Origin of the sequence: Muricoccus pecuniae, from assembly GCF_014199205.1 — a bacterium.
GTDB classification, from domain to species: Bacteria; Pseudomonadota; Alphaproteobacteria; order Acetobacterales; family Acetobacteraceae; genus Roseomonas; species Roseomonas pecuniae.
Genome location: NZ_JACIJD010000032.1, coordinates 1 through 16370, shown reverse-complemented (window position 1 = coordinate 16370; position 16370 = coordinate 1). Strand labels below are relative to the sequence as shown.

Here is a 16370-nt window from a genome sequence, read left to right as displayed (position 1 = left end):
TGTCACCACGTAAGTCAAGAATCGGAGATCATCATGGCCGACGAAATCATCAACGAAGGAAGGCGTCAATTTCTCGGAGCCACCGCGCTTGTCCTCTCAGGCACCATCACAGGAGCCACAGCTATGACCAATTCTCCGGCTGCCGCCGCCGACTACAGGCGGAATCCGTTCACGCTGGTCTATGAAGGTGCGATCACGAAGAACGAGCCGGGCAAGGTCAACATCCAACCGGTCACGTACAAGCTCAACGGACTGGATATAGCCGCCAACGTCTACACGCCGGCGGGGTACGATCCGAGCCAGAAGTATCCGGCGATCGTCCTGGCGCACCCGAACGGCGGGGTGAAGGAGCAGACCACGGGCCTCTATGCCCAGCGCTTGGCAGAACAGGGCTTCATCACGATCACCGCCGACGCCGCGTACCAAGGTGGGAGTGGCGGCGAGCCGCGCAACGTCGACAAACCCGCCCTCCGCATCGAGGATATCCACGGCATGGCGGACTTCATCACCCACTATCCCGGTGTGGACACCGGCCGTCTCGGCCTGTTCGGCATCTGCGGCGGCGGCGGCTACTCGCTCGCCGCGGCGAAGACCGACAAGCGCTTCAGGTCGATCGCGACGCTGAGCATGTTCAACTCGGGACGGGTGCGCCGCAACGGCTATAACGATTCACAGTTGGCGACCATCCAGGAGCGCCTGCGGCAGGCGTCGGACGCCCGCGCCAGGGAAGTTGCCGGGCGGAGCATTCCCGTTCGCACCCACGAGATGACGGGCGGGAATGTTCTCTATGCCGGCGATGCCGACATGACGGACGAGCAGATTGCTGCCCTGCCGTTCGATCTCTACCGGCAGGGTTACGAGTACTACTGGAGGACGCACGCGCATCCCGGCTCGACCTTCAAGTACACTATGAGCAGCCTACTGGACCTGATGCGCTGGGACGCCACTGACCAGATCGAGCTCATCAACGTGCCACTGCTGATGATGGCCGGCAGCAAGGCTGATAGCCTCTACATGACTAAGGATGCCTTTCCCAAGGCCACTGGCACGACCGATAAGGAACTGTTCCTCATTGAGGGCGCAACGCACATCGAGACCTACTGGGTCCCTAAGTACGTGGATGCCGCCATGGGCAAGCTGACGCCGTTCTTTGGCCGGACTCTCGGTTCCCGCCCCTCGTAAGGCTCTCCCGACCCCGTCCTTCGGGAATGCAATTCAATGGGCGGCTTCGGCGGCAGGCGTCTGGCTTTATCCCGGACGCCGATCGCCCGATCGTGGCGGAGACTCTGGCCTGTCGCGGAGCGCGGGAGAGCGCCAGTGTAACTTGGATGAAGCGCATAAGTAGGCACTACGCAGCAACTGGCCGCGTGGTCGGTAACTGCGACCCCTGAGGGCCTCTTGGATGGGAGGATCCGCAAGCATGCGGTGGTTCCGGGGATCCGGGGACGCCCGGTGCGGAAATCCTGAACGCGACCAGACCAACGTCGATCCACAGACAGCGAGAGATGGGCATGAAATTCGAAACGCCGGCACCTCCAATCCCAGCCGCCCGTCTCCGGATCATCGGCCATCCTACTGATCGGATCGACGGTGGGCTGAAGGTCACGGGCACCGCGCCATATGCCTATGAGCGGCACGATGCCGTGCGCAGACAGGCTTGCGGCTTCATCCTTGGGGCCGCTATTGCCCGCGGCCGCATCGTTTCGATCCAGCTTGGCAAGGCGAGCACGGCCCCCGGTGTCCTCGGCATCGTGACGCACGAGAACGCCGGTGAGGTCGGCGTGGGGATGTTCTACGCCGCCCACCCGCTCGCCGGGCCCGGGGTCCAGCATTATCACCAGGCCGTCGCGGTCGTCATCGCGGAGACGCTGGAGCAGGCACGCGCGGCCGCGGCAGCGATCCGAGTAGAGTACGAGGAGGATGAGGGTGCATTCGATTTAGCTGCCATCCGGCACGAGGGGGTCGAACCGAAGGCCTTCCCGGACACGCGGCTGGGCGACTTCGACGCCGCCTTCGCATCCGCCCCCGTCACCCTGGACGAGACCTATACGACGCCGGACCAAGCCCACGCGATGATGGAGCCGCATGCGACCATCGCGGCCTGGCAGGACGGGCAACTCACCCTCTGGACGTCCATCCAGATCATCCAGTGGGGCCTGCGCGACCTAGAGAAGATCCTCGGCCTGCCGAAGGAGAGGATCCGCATCTCCTCGCCCTTCATCGGGGGCGGGTTCGGCGGCAAGGCCACCGTGCTGGCGGACGCCGTCCTGGCGGCCCTCGCCGCGCGGCACGTCGGCCGGCCGGTCAAGGTCGCCCTCGCGCGACCGCTGATGTTCAACAACACCACGCACCGGGCTGCCACCATCCAGCGCATTCGCATTGGCGCGACAGCGGAGGGGCGCATCACCGCCTTCGGTCATGATAGCTGGGATGGCAACGTCGCCGGCGGGCCATCGGAGCGCTCACCCCTGCCGGCGCCGCTGCTCTATGCGGCGGCGCATCGCCGCACGGCAGTGCGCCAGGTCAGGCTCGACCTGCCCGAGGCGAACGCAATGCGCGCCCCGGGCGAGGCGTCCGGCCTCATGGCCATTGAGGTCGCCATGGACGAAATGGCTGAAAAGCTCGGGATCGACCCGGTTGAGTTCCGCATTCTGAACGACACTCAGACCGATCCTGCCCGGCCTGCCCGCCCCTTCTCGTCGAGGCGGCTCGTCGACTGCCTGCGCGTCGGTGCTGAACGCTTCGGCTGGAGCAGGCGTCGTGCAGGGCAGGGCGCCGCGCGGGAGGGCGACTGGCTCGTCGGGATGGGGGTCGCGGCGGCCATTCGCGGAGGGCCGATTTCGCCCTCCGCGGCTCGCATCCGGCTCGGTACGGACGGCCGGGTTACGGTCGAGACGGACATGACTGACATCGGCACTGGGAGTTACACCATCATCGGCCAGGTTGCGGCGGAGATGATGGGCGTGCCGCTGGATCGGGTGACGGTTCGGCTAGGAGACTCGGACTTCCCCCGCTCGACAGGATCACTGGGCCAGCGGGGCGCCGCCAGCAGCACCGCCGGGGTCTATGCCGCCTGCGTCGCGCTTCGGGACGCGGTCGCGCGGCGCCTCGGCCTGAACGCCGCCGACCTCGTCTTCGAGGGCGGTGACGTCATCAGCAATGGCCGCCGCATTCCTCTCATCCAAGCTACTGGAGAGGGTGAGGTCGTTGCGGAGGACGGCATGGTGTTCGGGGACTTGGCCGAGCGCTACGTCCACAGCACCTTCGGCGCGCACTTCGTCGAGGTGGGTGTCCACGCCTTCACGGGCGAGACGCGCATTCGTCGAGCGCTGGCCGTCTGTGCCGCCGGGCGGATCCTGAACCCAAAGGCGGCACGGAGCCAGGTGATCGGTGCGATGGCCATGGGCTATGGCGCCGCGCTCATGGAGGAGCTGGCCGTGGACAAGCGCCGGGGGTTCTTCGTCAACCACGACCTGGCGGGCTACGAGGTGCCGGTCCATGCCGACATCCCGCATCAGGAGGTGATCTTCCTGGATGAGGTAGATCCGACCGTATCACCGCTCCAGGCGAAGGGCGTGGGTGAACTCGGCATCTGCGGCGCCGCGGCGGCAGTGGCAAACGCCATCTACCACGCGACGGGGATCCGGGTGCGTGACTACCCGATCACCCTCGACAAGCTCCTCGAGCGGCTGCCGGAGGTCGCGTAGGCGAACAGACAGGATAAGGGCAACGACACCATGGCACGAAGCTGGTTGATTACAGGCTGCTCCAAGGGGCTAGGCTGGGCGCTCGCGGAACACCTGATCGCGCGCGGAGAGAATGTCATCGCGACGGCCCGGCGACCCGAGAGCCTTGAGGCACTGGTCGCCGGGCATCCGAACGCGCACGCGACGAAGCTCGACGTCACGGATCGCGGCGACATTGGCGCAGCGGTGAAGGCCGGGGAGGAAGCGTTCGGCGGGATCGACGTCCTCGTCAACAATGCGGGCTACGGCTACATCGCCGCCGTCGAGGAGGCGGAGGAGGATGCCTACCGGGCCCTGTACGAAACCAACCTCTTCGGCCTGATGGCGCTAACTCGCGCCGTGCTGCCAGCCATGCGACGGCGCGGGTCTGGGCACATCATCAACATCTCCTCGACTGGCGGCATGATCGGCAATCCCGGATCCGCCTTCTACGCGGGAACGAAGTTCGCCGTCATCGGCTTCTCTGAGGCGCTTTCTAAAGAGATGGCGCCACTCGGCGTGAAAGTGACCGCCGTGCTACCTGGGCCGTTCCGCACTGAATGGCAGGGCCCCTCTCTCAGAACGTCGAAGCACTTCATTTCGGCTTATCGGGACACGGTGCACGCGCGGCTTCAGACCTTCGCAGCGACGAATGGCCAGCAGCCTGGCGATCCACGCCGTGCGGCCGAGGCGATCATAGCCGCTGCCGGCGACCCGGAGCCACCGCTGCACCTGATCCTAGGCAAGCCCGGGTTGGAAGCGGTTCGCAAGCACTTGACCACACTAACCCGTGAAATCAATGCCTGGGAACACGTGACCCTCAGCGCCGACTATCCCGACGCCTGAGCGTTCGCGGCTGCCAGTCCCACTCCTGTGATCGCCTGCCGAAGTCACCCATCAGGTTGCAAATTGTTCCGCCGCACTACCTCGCCCCATCTTCGCAGTTCCGACGCGATAAGGGCGGAGAACTCCTCGGGGGTCCGCACCTCCGGCACGGCTCCCTCCTCCGCGAGGCGCTCGGCCATCTCCGGGGAGGCGACGGCTTCGTTGGTCGCTTCGGTCAGGCGATCCAGGATCGGCTTCGGCGTGCGCTTCGGCGCGACCAGCCCGTACCACTGCATTACGTCGAAGCCGGGCAGGACCTCGGCCATCGCGGGGACCTCCGGCAGTGCCGCGAGGCGCGCCGGAGAGGAAATGCCGAGCGCGATCAACCGGCCCTCCCGGATATGGGGCAGCATGGAGGGCGTGCCCGCAAAGGCCGCCTTTATCTCGCCGGAGAGGAGGAGGGGCAGCAGCGCGCCGGAGCCGCGGAACGGGACGTGGAGCAATTTGATCCCCGCAGCTTCTTCGAAGGCCACCATGCCAATATGCGTGATGGCTCCGACGCCGGCGGAGCCGTACTCGATGGCCCTGGGCGCGGCGCGCGCCCTCTCGATCAAGCCCCGCAGGTGCTGCGCGCCGAGCGACGGGTGCACCACGAGCACCATCGGCACCTGCGCCACGAGCGCGACCGGCGCGAAGTCTCGCACCGGATCGTAGCGGATCTTCGGGTAGAGGTTGGGGCTTACGGCGAGGGTGCCGAGCTGCCCCATGGTGAGGACGTAGCCGTCCGGCGACGCGGCCGCGCCCGCCTCGGTCGCCAAGGAGCCGCCGGCGCCGCCCCGGTTATCGATGACGACGGGTACGCCGAGCGAGCGCTGGAGCCGGGCCGCGACGATGCGGGCGATGATGTCCGTCGCGCCCCCCGCCGCGGCGGGCACGAGGATGGTGATGCTGTGCCGTGGCCATCCCTCCTGCGCCGGAGCGGGGCGGGCGATCGCCGCGAGAGCGAGGCCGAGCGCCGCCTCCCGCCGTGTCAGCACGGTCATGGCGCCCTCCCGGCTCAGGCCGCGTCGCGCCGCGACGGCGCGTGCGGGCGGGGCTTGGAGAGCACGGCGACGACAGGGCCGACGTCCCGCAGCGTCTCGAAGTCGCCCACGGCGTCCACGACGGTCCGCATCTCGCCCTCCGAGAGCAGCCCCGCCAGGTTAGCGCGGAACTTCGCCTCCAGCTCGGCGAAGGTGACGGGGTTCTCCGGGCTGCCCCGCCGCCTCAGCTCCTCATGCGGCAGGCGGCGCCCGTCCCGCGTCGTCACCACCATCCGGCAGGCGTGCCGGTATTCCGGGCCCATCGCCTCCAGCTCCGCGTCCTCGTGCGCGCTGACCCGCCGGATGAAGTCCAGGATCAGCGGGTCGCGCAGCCTGGCCTCGGTGAAGTCGCCGGCCCCGACGCTCCCGCCGGTCGCGATCAGGCCCAGGCCGAAGAACAGGTTCATCTGGGCCGAGGTGATCCCCTCCGGGCGATAGGGCCAGGCGGTGTGCACATGCGTCATGTGCCCGCAGCCCACCTCGACCGAGGCGATGTCGGCGTGTCGCAGCCCGTGCTGCGACATGATGCCGCGCAGGGAGTCGAGCGCTGTGTGGATGCTCGTCACCGTGGGGTACATCTTGAAGCCGACCTCGAGCGTCTCCCACTCCGTGCCATGGTGCCGCGCCGAACACCGTCGGCGGTGATCGAGCGGATCGGGAGTGCGCTGGAGGCCTGCCTTAAGGACGCCGCGCTGCGCGAAGGCCTTTTGAGGGCCGGTTTCCGCACTGCGCCTCTGGCGTCGGACGCCTTCGCGGATCTCGTCCGCACCGACATTGACCGTTACCGCGGCCTGATCCAGGCGGCCGGGCTTACGACGCAATGAGATCCGGCGGCGCGGGCGCCGCCCGGCAACCCGGCGAGGAGCAGCGAACATGACGGACCAACCGCGGATCGCGCTCGTCACCGGGGCGGCGCGCGGCATCGGGCTTGCGGTGAGCGCCAAGCTGGTGGAGGCCGGGCATTGCGTGGCCATGGTGGATGTGGACCGTGCCGGCCTGGAGGAGGCGGCCCAGACATTGCCCTCCGGCCAGGTGCTCGCCATCCCCGCCGATATCGGCGATCCCGACACGCCCGCCCGTCTGCAGGACCTGCTGCTCGGCCACTGGGGAACGGCATCCATCCTTGTCAACAACGCCGCCGTTTCGCCCAAGCACGCCTGGCAGTCCGCGACCCTGGGTGGGATGAGCGACGACGAATGGGACCTGGTCATGCGGATCAACGTGACCGCGCCCATGCGTCTCGCCCGTCAGTTCGTGCCGGCCATGCGGGACGGCGGTTGGGGCCGAGTGGTCAACATGTCCTCCCGCGCCGGGCGGACGAACCCGCACCAAGCCAGTGCCGCCTACGCCACCTCCAAGGCCGCGATCCTCGGGCTCACCCGGGCAATCGCCACGGAGTTCTCGCCTTTTGGCGTCACCGCCAATGCGATCGCACCAGGGCTGGTGGCGACGAAGCTGATCGCCGCGGTCAGCCCGGAGATCCAGGCAAGCATCCAGGCGCGCACACCGGTCGGGCGGGCGGCCTCGCCGGAGGAGATCGGCGCGGTCGTCGCCTTCCTCGCCTCGCCCGGGGCGGCGTTCATCACCGGCACCTGCCTCGACGTGAACGGCGGCGCCTTCATGTGCTGAGGCGCGCCGCCCCCGGCGAGGTTCAGGAAGCCGGTGTCCTGTCAGGCCTCCAGGCGCACGCCGGTCCGCTCGACGATGCGGCGGTAGCGGATCACCTCCGCCTCCAGGAAGGCGCGCCCGTCGGCGGGGCCGTTCGGGCCGCTCCACGCCTCCAGCCCGGCGGTCAGGAGCCGGGCCTTGACCGCCGGGTCCGCCAGGGCCGCCTGCAGCGCGCCGTTGAGGCGCTCCACGAGCGCCGGCGCCATGCCGGCCGGACCGACGATCAGGTTCCAGTAGGGCAGGTCGTATCCGGTCACGCCGCCCTCCTCCAGCGTTGGTAGGTCGGGGAAGGAGGGGAAGCGGCGGCTGCCGGTGACCGCGACGCCACGGACCAGCCCGTCGCGCACCGGCCCGGCGGCGGAGGGCAGGGTCGGCATGCCGAACTGGCAGTCCTTCTGGAAGATGGCCTGCATCATTTGGCCGCCGCTGCGATAGGGCACGTGGACGAAGCGGGTGTTGAGCGTGAGTGCCAGCATCTCTGACGCCAGGTGGGGCATCGTGCCCACCCCGGAGGTGGCGTAGCTCAGCCTGTCGGCTGGCCCCTGGCGGAGAAGGGCTACCACCTCCTGCACCGAGCGGGCCGGCAGATCGTTGGTGACGGTCAGCACCAGCGGGGAGGTGCCCACGATGGCCAGCACCGTGAAGTCCGTGAGGGGGTTGTAGCGCGTCCCGCCCGTCATCGCCGCAGGGATAACGGCGTGCGACGCCGTCTCGACGAGCGCAAGGGTGTGCCCGTCCGGCTCCTGCCGCTTCAGCCACTCGGCGGCGACGATTCCGCCCGCGCCGGGGCGGTTCTCCACCACCACCCGCGCCCCGGACCCGAGGATTGATGGCAGCCGGTCCGCCAGGATGCGGGAGGCGATGTCGGTCGATCCGCCGGGCGCGTAGCCGGTGGCCAGGGTGATGGCGCGATCGGGGAAGGCCCTTGCCACGGAGAGAGCGGGCAGGGCGCCGGCCAGGCCGAGGACGGTGCGGCGATGTAGGGATGTCACTTGGGCTTTTCCTTCAGATTTTTTTCTTTGTCGGATCATTTTAGAAGGCGGATTCGAGCAGCTCCAGAAAGTCCTGCCGGGTGGTCTCGCGCGGATTCCAACGGTTGTAGCCCGCCTCGAGGCAGAGGTCGGCCATCTCGCCGAACAGCTCGGCGCGCCCCCCGACGTCGCGGAGCTGCGCGGGCACGTCCAGGTCGCGGCAGAGCTCCCGGATCAGCCGCACGGTCTCGTGCGAGGCCTCCTCCTCCGTGCCCGCCAACCCGCCGCCGAGCAAGGGGGCGAGGCGGGCATAGCGCCGGACGGCGGCGGGGCGGTTGAAGGCCGCGACATGCGGCAGGCAGACCGCGTTCGAGAGGCCGTGCGAGAGGTGGAAGTAGGCTCCCACGAAGCGGGCGAGGCAGTGCACGTTGCCCAGCCCCGTCTGCCCGAAGGCCATGCCCGCCAGCGCCGAGCCGCAGAGCATGGCTAGGCCGGCCTGCGCGTCCGACCGGTCCGCCACGAAGGCGCGGATGCTGCCCGCGATGAGCTCGATCGCGTGCAGGTTCAGCGCGTCCGTGAGGGGGCTCGCGCCGCGCGCCACGTAGGATTCGAAGGCGTGGACGAAGGCATCCATGCCCGAGTGCATGGCGACATGCGCCGGCATGGTCCGCAGGGCGATCGGGTCCAGGATGGCGAAGCGGGCGGGGTTCAGCGAGGCGTGCCGGATCGACATCTTGAGGTGCCGCCGCGTGTCCGTGATCACGCAGGAGCCCGAGACCTCCGAGCCCGTGCCGGCCGTGGTGGGGATGGCGACGAGGGGCAAGGGCGGGACCTTGTACTTCTCGATCCCCTCGTAGTCGTGGATGCGGCCGCCATTCGTCATCAGGATGCCGACGGCCTTGGCGACGTCGATGGTGCTGCCGCCGCCGAGCGCCAGGATCGCGGTCGCGCCCTGGCCCGAGCATTGCGCGAAGGCGCGCTCCACCGTGGTGTCGCTCGGGTCGGGCTCAATTTCGGAGAAGGCGCCGTAGGTGGTCGAGCGGCCGCGCAGGGCCGTCTCGATGCGCGCCATGATCTCGCTGCCGCGCACGGCCGCATCGACGCAGATAAACAGGTTGTCGCTGGCCAGCGTGCTGAGGATGTCGCCGATCCGCTCATGCGCGCCGAGGCCGAGATGGATGGTCGTGGGGCACTGGAAGCTCTGGATCATCGGTTTCCTCCGGTTGGGATCGGGATGGACGTGCGGCGGCGGTGGCGAGGACGACACCGCCGCGGGCGCGCGCCGGAAGGGCGGGGGATCCGGTCCTCACGGGGGCCGGCGGGCCGAGCCCCGGACCACCAGCTGCCCCCGGAGGATCACGGTCTCGTCGGGCAGGTTGCCGCTGGCGATGCGCCCGGTCAGCAGGCTGAGGCCGCGCTGCAGCATCATCGTCATCGGCTGGGCGACGGTCGTCAGGCCGTAGCAGGCCCGCGCGGCCGCGGGGATGTCGTCGAAGCCGACGACCGAGATGTCCTGCGGCACCTGCAGCCCCGCCTCCCGCAGCCCGTCCAGCAGGCCCATGGCCATGATGTCGTTGATCGCGAAGACCGCGTCCGGACGCCTGGCCCTGGACATGGCCGCGATCCGCCCGGCCGCCGCGTGCCCGCCCTCATAGGTCGAGTTGCCCGCGGTGCTGAAGACCGGCTGCATCCCCGCCCCGGCCAGCGCGGTGATAAAGCCGCGCTCCCGGTCGTCGCTGGTGGAGGTGCCCTGCGTGCCCAGCACGAGTCCGAAGCGCTTGTGGCGGCCCGCCAGCAGGAAGGCCGCCAAGTCGGCGCCGCCGCCCAGATTGTCGCAGGCGACGGCGCTGGCATGCAGGCGCGCCACCCGGTTGACCATGACGATCGGCACCCCGCGGGCCGCGCAGACCGCCGCCGCCCGGGACGACAGCTCCGCCGAGGCGATGAGGCAGCCATCCACCTGGTACTGCAGGAGCGCCTGCGAGGTGCGGTCCTCGATCGGGCCGGCGCCGGCATGGACGAGCAGCAGCCGCAGGTCCAGCGCGGCGGCCTGGGCGACGGCCTCGGCCAGGAGCTCCGCGTAGAAGGGGTTCTGGAGGGGGCCGACGATCAGCCCGACGAGCCCGCTGCGGCCGCCGGACAGCGTGCGGGCGAAGGCGTTCGGCGTGTAGCCGGCCTGCAGCGCCAGTTCGGCGATGCGTCTCCGGGTTTCGGGCGCGACGCGGGGATCCTGCTTCAGCGCGCGGGAGACGGTGGAGGCGGCCACCCCGGCCAGGCGTGAGATGGTGCGGACCGTGGCGGGGCCTGGAGGGGGGGCGGGCGGCTTGGCCATCGGGCGCGACCATAGACCGCCCGCCGTCCGGTCTGGAAGGCGCGCCGGCCGGATGCTATCGTGTGCAGCATTTCGGCCACTATCCCCGCGCTCGAACGCCTTAGCCACGATTTCGAGCCGGATAAACAGGCGTCGATCGGTCGTGGGATAATGCTACCGTGTGCAATTTCTTCTGGACGGCCCGTTCGGCGCCGATCTAGTGTCGCCGCAATGAGGGTTGTCCGGTCAGGACGGCCCCCGGAGGAAAGCGAAGCATGTCCCGGCCACGCGCACCGGCCTGTCCGGCCCCTTTCGACCGGGTGCCGGCGTGAGCGACGCACTCGAGCGCCCCCGCACGATGCTGGAGAAGATCTGGGACCGGCACAGGATCCTCGAACGCGACGACGGCCAGGTCCTGCTCTTCATCGACTGCCATCTCGTGCATGACGGGACGGCCCCGGCCTTCGCCGCCCTGAGGCAGCGCAAGCTGGCGCCCCGCGCGCCGGAGCGCATCTTCGCGATGCCCGACCACTATGTGCCGACCGACCACCGCGACGTGGCGGCGATCCCCGACGCGGAGCACCGCGGCATGGTGGAGGCGCTGACGCGTAACGCTGCCGGGCACGGGATCACCTTGTTCGGCCTGGAGGACCGTCGCCAGGGGATCGTCCATGTCGTGGGGCCGGAGGAGGGGCTGAGCCAGCCGGGCCTGCTGATCGTCTGCGCCGACAGCCACACCTCCACCCACGGCGCGTTGGGCGCCCTGGCCTTCGGCGTCGGCATGACCGAGACGACGCATGTGCTGGCGACCCAGACGCTGTGGCAGCGCCGGCCGCGCACCATGCGGATCACGCTGGACGGGGTCCTGGCCGAGGGCGTCGGCGCCAAGGACGTCGCGCTGGCTATCATCGCGCGCATCGGCACCGCGGGCGCCACGGGCCATGTGGTCGAGTATGCCGGGGAGGCCATCCGCGGCCTTTCGATGGAGGCCCGGCTCACGCTGTGCAACATGTCGATCGAGGCCGGGGCGCGGGCCGGCATGGTGGCCCCCGACGAGACCACCTACGCCTATCTCGCCGGCCGGCCCTATGCCCCGAAGGGCGTTGCGTGGGACACGGCGCTGGCGGAGTGGCGCCGCCTGCCCAGCGATCCTGGCGCCGTCTTCGACCGCGAGATCGCCATCGACGCCGCCTCGATCGAGCCCATGGTGACCTGGGGCACCAGCCCCGAGGACGCCGCGCCGATCGGTGGCCAGGTTCCCGACCCAGCGGCGGTCGAGGATCCCGAGCGCCGCGCGGCCCTGGAGCGCGCCCTCGCCTATATGGGCCTGGAGCCGGGCGCGCGGCTGGACGGGATCCCGGTGGACCGGGTCTTCATCGGGTCCTGCACCAACGGGCGGATCGAGGACCTGCGCGCCGCCGCCGCCGTGCTGCGCGGCCGCCGCGTGGCGCCGGGGGTGCGGGGCTGGGTGGTTCCGGGCTCCGGGCTCGTGCGCGCCCAGGCCGAGGCCGAAGGGTTGCACGACGTCTTCACCGGGGCGGGGTTCCAGTGGCGCCAGGCCGGGTGCTCGATGTGCCTCGGCACGAACGGGGAGATCGCGGCGCCGGGCGAGCGCTGCGCCTCCACATCGAACCGCAACTTCATGGGGCGGCAGGGGCCGGGGGCGCGGACGCATCTGATGGGGCCGGCCATGGCGGCGGCGGCGGCGGTCGCCGGCCATCTGACTGATCTCCGCCGGTTCGGGGCGGCCTGAGCATGGAGGCCTTCTCCCGGCTGGAGGCCGTGGCGGCGCCAATGGCGCGGGCCAATGTGGACACCGACCAGATCACCCCCGCGCGCTTCCTGCACAAGCCCCGCAGCGACAACCACGGGGACTACCTGTTCCACGACATCCGGCGCGGCGCGGACGGGCGGCAGGACCCGGACTTCGTGCTGAACCGCCCGGCCTACGCAGCGGCGCGCATCCTCGTCGCCGATCGCAACTTCGCCTGCGGGTCGTCGCGCGAGACGGCCGTGTGGGCGCTGTACGACCACGGGTTCCGCGCCACGATCGCGCCCAGCTTCGGCGACATCTTCTTCGCCAACAGCCTGAAGAACGGGCTGTTGCCGGTGGTGCTGCCGGGCGAGGTGGTCACCGGCCTGCTGGCGCATCTGCAGGCGGAGCCCGGCGCCCGGGTGGCGGTGGACCTGGAAGCGCAGGTGGTCACCCTTCCCGACGGCTCGCGGCACCCGTTCGAGGTCGACCCTTTCTCCCGCCACTGCCTGCTGAACGGCCTCGACGAGCTCGACTACACGGCGGCGCTGGCGCCGGAGATCGATGCCTTCATGAGCCGCTACGGCCGGCACAACCGCTGAAGCAACCCAGGAAGAACCGATGAAGATTCTCGTGCTGCCCGGCGACGGCATCGGCAACGAAGTCACCGCCCAGGCCGTCAAGGCGCTCCGCGCCGTCACCGCCAACGGCCCGGGATTCGAAATGACAGAGGGGCTGATCGGCGACGCGGCGCTGGCCGTGCATGGCGACCCGCTGCCGGAGGCAACGCTGGAGGCGGCGCGGGGGGCGGACGCCATCCTGTTCGGCGCCGCCGGCACCTATGAGAGTGACCTGCTGCCGCCCGAGAAGCGCGGCGGCCATGGCCTGCTGCGGCTGCGCAAGTCGCTCGACCTATACGCCAACTACCGGCCCGTCACTGCCTTTCCGGAGCTGATCGGCGCCTCGACGCTGCGGCGCGACGTGATCGAGGGCGTGGACCTGATGGTGCTGCGCGAGCTGACCGGCGACATTTACTTCGGCACCCCGCGCGGCGTGCACCGCGACGACCGGACCGGCGAGCGGGTCGGCATCAACACCATGCGCTACACGGAATCGGAGATCCGCCGCGTCGGGCACGCGGCCTTCCGCGCGGCGCGGCTGCGCCGGCGCAAGGTCTGCTCAGTCGACAAGGCCAACGTGCTGGAGACCATGGCGCTGTGGCGGGAGGTGATGACGGAGGTCGGCCGCGACTACCCGGATGTCGAGCTGACGCATCTCTATGTCGACGCGGCCTCGATGCACCTGATCCGGCGGCCGCGGGACTTCGACGTGATCGTCACCGGCAACATCTTCGGCGATATCCTGTCCGACGCTGCGGCCATGCTGACGGGGTCGCTGGGGATGCTGCCCTCCGCCTCGCTGGGCGAGGGCGGGCGCGGGCTCTACGAGCCGGTGCACGGCTCGGCGCCGGATATCGCGGGGCGGGACCTCGCGAACCCGCTCGCCTCCATCATGTCATCCGCGCTGATGCTGCGGCTGTCCTTCGGGATGGAGGCGGAGGCCGCGGCGGTGGAGACGGCCGTGCGGCACGTCCTCGCCGAGGGCTACCGCACCGCCGACATCGCCGAGCCCGGGAGCCGGCAGGTCGGCACGGAGGAGATGGGCGATGCCGTCGCCGCCGCGATCGCCCGTTCCCGCCACTAGCGTCCTCGGCGGCCTGTTGGCCGCATGAGCGTCCCCGGCGGCCCGTTGGCCGCCAGGAGCGTCCCTGATGGCCCGTTGGCCACCCGCGCGACCCCGGAACACCGGGGCGCGTCACCCGGAGGAGGTTCCATGACACAGATCCGACGGCGCGCGGCGCTGGGCGCTGCCCTGGCGACACCCTTCCTGGGAACGGCGGCCTTCGGGCAGGAATGGCCGGCGCGCCCGGTCCGCCTCATCGTCTCCTTCGCGGCGGGCGGCGCGGCCGATACGGCGGCGCGGGCCTATGGCGCGGTGCTGGCGGAGATCCTCGGCCAGAGCGTCGTCATCGAGAACCGCACCGGGGGCAATGCGCTGATCGCGGCGTCGGCGACGCTGCAGTCCCCGGCGGACGGCTACACCCTTCTGGTGGATGCCGCCAACCAGCTGACCAACCCGATCCTGATGCGGGACCTGCCCTTCAACTACGCGACCGCCTTCATCCCCGTGTCCCAGCTGGTGATCTTTCCGCAGGTGGTGGCGGTCAAGACGCCCTTCCCGGCCAGGACCATCGCCGAGTTCCTCGACCAGGCACGGCGGAACCCCGGATCGATCAGCTACGGCACCCCGCCCACCGCGGGCATGGGGCACCTGGCGGGGGAGCTGCTGCAGCAGCGCGCCGGGATCCGCCTGCTGCACTCGCCCTATCGCGGCGGCGCGGATGCCGCGCGCGACCTCGCGAGCGGAACGCTGGACGCGGCGATCATCACCACCTCCTCCGTCCGTCCCCCAGTGGAGGGCGGGCAAGCGCGGGTGCTGGCCATGACCGGCCTGCAGCGCAGCGCCAGCTACCCGGACGCGCCGACCCTCGCGGAGGCCGGGCTGCCCGGCTTCGACATGAACGACTGGAACGGCCTCTTCGTGCCCGCGGGCGTGCCCCGGCCCATCCTGCAGCGGATGGAGGCCGCCGTGATGGAGGCTGCGCGCCGCCCGGGCGTGTTCCAGCGCCTGGCCCCGCTGGGCACGGAGGTCGTCGCCCAGGGCGAGGCCGCATTCCGCGCGTTCCTGGCCCGGCAGGGGCAGGTGGTGGCCGAGGTCATCCGTGCCGCCAAGATCACCATCAGTTGAGCGGCCGCCGAGGAGGAAGCGCCCCATGCTGAAACGACGGACCCTGCTGGGGGCCGCGCCCCTGCTGCCCCTCGCCGCCGGAGCCCGCGCGCAGGAGGCCTGGTCGCCCGTCCGCCCGGTCACGATGCTCTGCGGCTTCGCCCCCGGCGGCGGCATCGACATCATCGCCCGCATCCTGGCGGGGCCGCTGCAGGAGGAGCTGGGGCAGCCGGTAGCCGTGGAGAACCGCGTCGGCGCCGGCGGAACCCTGGCCGGCGCCGCGGCAGCCCGGGCGAGGCCGGACGGGCTGACGATGGTGATGGGCGCTTTCAGCACCCAGGTGGTGGCACCGCTGATGATGCAGCCGGCGCCCTACGACACCGAGCGCGACATGCGCCTAACTGTGGGCGATGTTCCGTTCAACCCAACCAACGGCCCCGACACGCCCGAGGAACGCCATGCCCTTCCCCCTGACCGCCGCGCGGACCTTGCCCGACGACGGTGCCGCCGGCGTCCTGGCCGGGCGGATCTGGCGACCGGCGCTGGAGCGCCCGTCGGTGGTCGCCATTCGCGAGGCGGGGGCCAAGGCGCCGGTACTCTCGGCGGTCGGGACCGGCCTGGATGCCGGGCTGCACCCGGTCACGGACTGGAACAACCCGGAGCCGGAGGTGGTGCTCGCGGTGTCGTCCGGCGGAGCGATCGTCGGCGCCAGCCTCGGCAACGACGTCAACCTGCGCGACGTGGAGGGGCGGTCCGCGCTGCTACTGGGCAAGGCGAAGGACAACAACGCCTCCTGCGCGATCGGTCCGTTCCTGCGGCTGTTCGACGACACCTACTCGCTGGACGACGTGCGGCGCACCGTGGTGTCCCTGCTGGTGGAGGGGCCGGATGGCTTCGCGCTGCGCGGGACCTCCTCCCTGTTCCAGATCAGCCGCGATCCCGCCGACCTCGTCCGGCAGATGCTGAACGAGAACCACGGCTAATACCAACCGCCTCAGACTTTGACCTGCGTCCAGGAGCGGCGCGTGATGGATGCGATTTGCTCTGGCGTGCTCATCAGGTTGGACCAAGCGTGGCAGCAGGCATCGACGATGGCGTCGTAGCTGTCCCACACGCGATGGCTGAGCAGGTTCTGGCGCAGGTACTCCCAGACGTTCTCGATCGTTTTTCCATGATGCCTCTCTATTCTGGGTTCCTGTGGGGCACTGGCGGGGGTGGCGGCTCGGCGGTACCGGGTCCGAGCTGAGC

The 16370-nt window shown here is 70.1% G+C and carries 15 protein-coding genes and 2 pseudogenes; 11 read left to right on the top strand and 6 right to left on the bottom strand.

The features are described from left to right. Nucleotides 1–33 precede the first annotated feature (33 nt). From FHS87_RS20990 to FHS87_RS20980, 3 genes are all read left to right on the top strand, one after another. Nucleotides 34–1182: an alpha/beta hydrolase gene (locus tag FHS87_RS20990; RefSeq protein ID WP_184521275.1), complete on the top strand. Its 1149-nt coding sequence runs from the start codon at nucleotides 34–36 to the stop codon at nucleotides 1180–1182. A gap of 329 nt (nucleotides 1183–1511) precedes the next feature. Then, a complete protein-coding gene (gene paoC, locus FHS87_RS20985) occupies nucleotides 1512–3707 on the top strand; it encodes an aldehyde oxidoreductase molybdenum-binding subunit PaoC (protein ID WP_184521274.1) in 2196 nt (731 codons plus the stop codon). Between the two features lie 30 nt (nucleotides 3708–3737). Further along, on the top strand, nucleotides 3738–4571 hold the full coding sequence (locus FHS87_RS20980) for an oxidoreductase (RefSeq protein ID WP_184521273.1): 834 nt from the start codon (nucleotides 3738–3740) through the stop codon (nucleotides 4569–4571). 44 nt (nucleotides 4572–4615) lie between these two features. Here the strand turns inward: FHS87_RS20980 and FHS87_RS20975 are convergent, their stop codons facing one another. Further along, nucleotides 4616–5593, bottom strand: a complete 978-nt coding sequence (locus tag FHS87_RS20975; RefSeq protein WP_184521272.1) for a Bug family tripartite tricarboxylate transporter substrate binding protein — start codon at nucleotides 5591–5593, stop codon at nucleotides 4616–4618. A gap of 14 nt (nucleotides 5594–5607) precedes the next feature. Further along, a complete protein-coding gene (locus FHS87_RS20970) occupies nucleotides 5608–6210 on the bottom strand; it encodes an MmgE/PrpD family protein (RefSeq protein ID WP_184521271.1) in 603 nt (200 codons plus the stop codon). 63 nt (nucleotides 6211–6273) lie between these two features. Here FHS87_RS20970 and FHS87_RS20965 point away from each other — a divergent pair, with 63 nt between their 5' ends. Both FHS87_RS20965 and FHS87_RS20960 read left to right on the top strand, forming a co-directional pair. Further along, the gene (locus tag FHS87_RS20965; RefSeq protein WP_184521270.1) at nucleotides 6274–6456 is read left to right on the top strand and encodes a hypothetical protein; all 183 of its coding nucleotides are present in this window, start codon (nucleotides 6274–6276) and stop codon (nucleotides 6454–6456) included. 49 nt (nucleotides 6457–6505) lie between these two features. Continuing rightward, a complete protein-coding gene (locus FHS87_RS20960; RefSeq protein ID WP_184521269.1) occupies nucleotides 6506–7261 on the top strand; it encodes an SDR family NAD(P)-dependent oxidoreductase in 756 nt (251 codons plus the stop codon). Between the two features lie 41 nt (nucleotides 7262–7302). Here FHS87_RS20960 and FHS87_RS20955 read toward each other — a convergent pair whose 3' ends face one another. The 3 genes from FHS87_RS20955 to FHS87_RS20945 form a co-directional block, all read right to left on the bottom strand. Further along, nucleotides 7303–8292, bottom strand: a complete 990-nt coding sequence (locus FHS87_RS20955; RefSeq protein WP_184521268.1) for a Bug family tripartite tricarboxylate transporter substrate binding protein — start codon at nucleotides 8290–8292, stop codon at nucleotides 7303–7305. A gap of 40 nt (nucleotides 8293–8332) precedes the next feature. Further along, the gene (locus FHS87_RS20950; RefSeq protein ID WP_184521267.1) at nucleotides 8333–9481 is read right to left on the bottom strand and encodes an iron-containing alcohol dehydrogenase; all 1149 of its coding nucleotides are present in this window, start codon (nucleotides 9479–9481) and stop codon (nucleotides 8333–8335) included. A 96-nt stretch (nucleotides 9482–9577) separates the two neighbouring features. Next, nucleotides 9578–10603 (bottom strand): LacI family DNA-binding transcriptional regulator, encoded by a 1026-nt coding sequence (locus tag FHS87_RS20945; protein WP_184521266.1) that lies wholly within the window; start codon nucleotides 10601–10603, stop codon nucleotides 9578–9580. A gap of 337 nt (nucleotides 10604–10940) precedes the next feature. Here FHS87_RS20945 and leuC point away from each other — a divergent pair, with 337 nt between their 5' ends. The 6 genes and pseudogenes from leuC (at nucleotide 10941) to FHS87_RS20915 (ending at nucleotide 16105) form a co-directional block, all read left to right on the top strand. Continuing rightward, a complete protein-coding gene (gene leuC / locus FHS87_RS20940) occupies nucleotides 10941–12335 on the top strand; it encodes a 3-isopropylmalate dehydratase large subunit (RefSeq protein ID WP_184521286.1) in 1395 nt (464 codons plus the stop codon). Between the two features lie 2 nt (nucleotides 12336–12337). Beyond that, on the top strand, nucleotides 12338–12937 hold the full coding sequence (leuD, locus tag FHS87_RS20935) for a 3-isopropylmalate dehydratase small subunit (RefSeq protein ID WP_184521265.1): 600 nt from the start codon (nucleotides 12338–12340) through the stop codon (nucleotides 12935–12937). A gap of 19 nt (nucleotides 12938–12956) precedes the next feature. Next, on the top strand, nucleotides 12957–14039 hold the full coding sequence (gene leuB, locus FHS87_RS20930; RefSeq protein WP_184521264.1) for a 3-isopropylmalate dehydrogenase: 1083 nt from the start codon (nucleotides 12957–12959) through the stop codon (nucleotides 14037–14039). Nucleotides 14040–14168: 129 nt separating this feature from the next. Continuing rightward, nucleotides 14169–15143 (top strand): Bug family tripartite tricarboxylate transporter substrate binding protein, encoded by a 975-nt coding sequence (locus FHS87_RS20925; protein WP_184521263.1) that lies wholly within the window; start codon nucleotides 14169–14171, stop codon nucleotides 15141–15143. 25 nt (nucleotides 15144–15168) lie between these two features. Beyond that, nucleotides 15169–15507 (top strand): annotated as a pseudogene (locus tag FHS87_RS23985) (tripartite tricarboxylate transporter substrate-binding protein); the annotation flags it as partial. Between the two features lie 73 nt (nucleotides 15508–15580). After that, nucleotides 15581–16105: a hypothetical protein gene (locus FHS87_RS20915; RefSeq protein WP_376766449.1), complete on the top strand. Its 525-nt coding sequence runs from the start codon at nucleotides 15581–15583 to the stop codon at nucleotides 16103–16105. A gap of 11 nt (nucleotides 16106–16116) precedes the next feature. Here FHS87_RS20915 and FHS87_RS23485 read toward each other — a convergent pair. Next, a pseudogene (locus FHS87_RS23485) lies at nucleotides 16117–16370 on the bottom strand (hypothetical protein); the annotation flags it as partial.

Bases quoted from the DNA above. Each gene is read 5' to 3' on its own strand.
- leuD (WP_184521265.1), top strand. From the start codon at position 12,338: ATGGAGGCCTTCTCCCGGCTGGAGGCCGTGGCGGCGCCAATGGCGCGG.
- leuC (WP_184521286.1), top strand. From the start codon at position 10,941: ATGCTGGAGAAGATCTGGGACCGGCACAGGATCCTCGAACGCGACGAC.
- FHS87_RS20925 (WP_184521263.1), top strand. From the start codon at position 14,169: ATGACACAGATCCGACGGCGCGCGGCGCTGGGCGCTGCCCTGGCGACA.
- leuB (WP_184521264.1), top strand. From the start codon at position 12,957: ATGAAGATTCTCGTGCTGCCCGGCGACGGCATCGGCAACGAAGTCACC.
- FHS87_RS20945 (WP_184521266.1), bottom strand. From the start codon at position 10,603: ATGGCCAAGCCGCCCGCCCCCCCTCCAGGCCCCGCCACGGTCCGCACC.
- FHS87_RS20970 (WP_184521271.1), bottom strand. From the start codon at position 6,210: ATGTACCCCACGGTGACGAGCATCCACACAGCGCTCGACTCCCTGCGC.
- FHS87_RS20960 (WP_184521269.1), top strand. From the start codon at position 6,506: ATGACGGACCAACCGCGGATCGCGCTCGTCACCGGGGCGGCGCGCGGC.
- FHS87_RS20915 (WP_376766449.1), top strand. From the start codon at position 15,581: ATGCCCTTCCCCCTGACCGCCGCGCGGACCTTGCCCGACGACGGTGCC.
- paoC (WP_184521274.1), top strand. From the start codon at position 1,512: ATGAAATTCGAAACGCCGGCACCTCCAATCCCAGCCGCCCGTCTCCGG.
- FHS87_RS20950 (WP_184521267.1), bottom strand. From the start codon at position 9,481: ATGATCCAGAGCTTCCAGTGCCCCACGACCATCCATCTCGGCCTCGGC.
- FHS87_RS20980 (WP_184521273.1), top strand. From the start codon at position 3,738: ATGGCACGAAGCTGGTTGATTACAGGCTGCTCCAAGGGGCTAGGCTGG.
- FHS87_RS20990 (WP_184521275.1), top strand. From the start codon at position 34: ATGGCCGACGAAATCATCAACGAAGGAAGGCGTCAATTTCTCGGAGCC.
- FHS87_RS20975 (WP_184521272.1), bottom strand. From the start codon at position 5,593: ATGACCGTGCTGACACGGCGGGAGGCGGCGCTCGGCCTCGCTCTCGCG.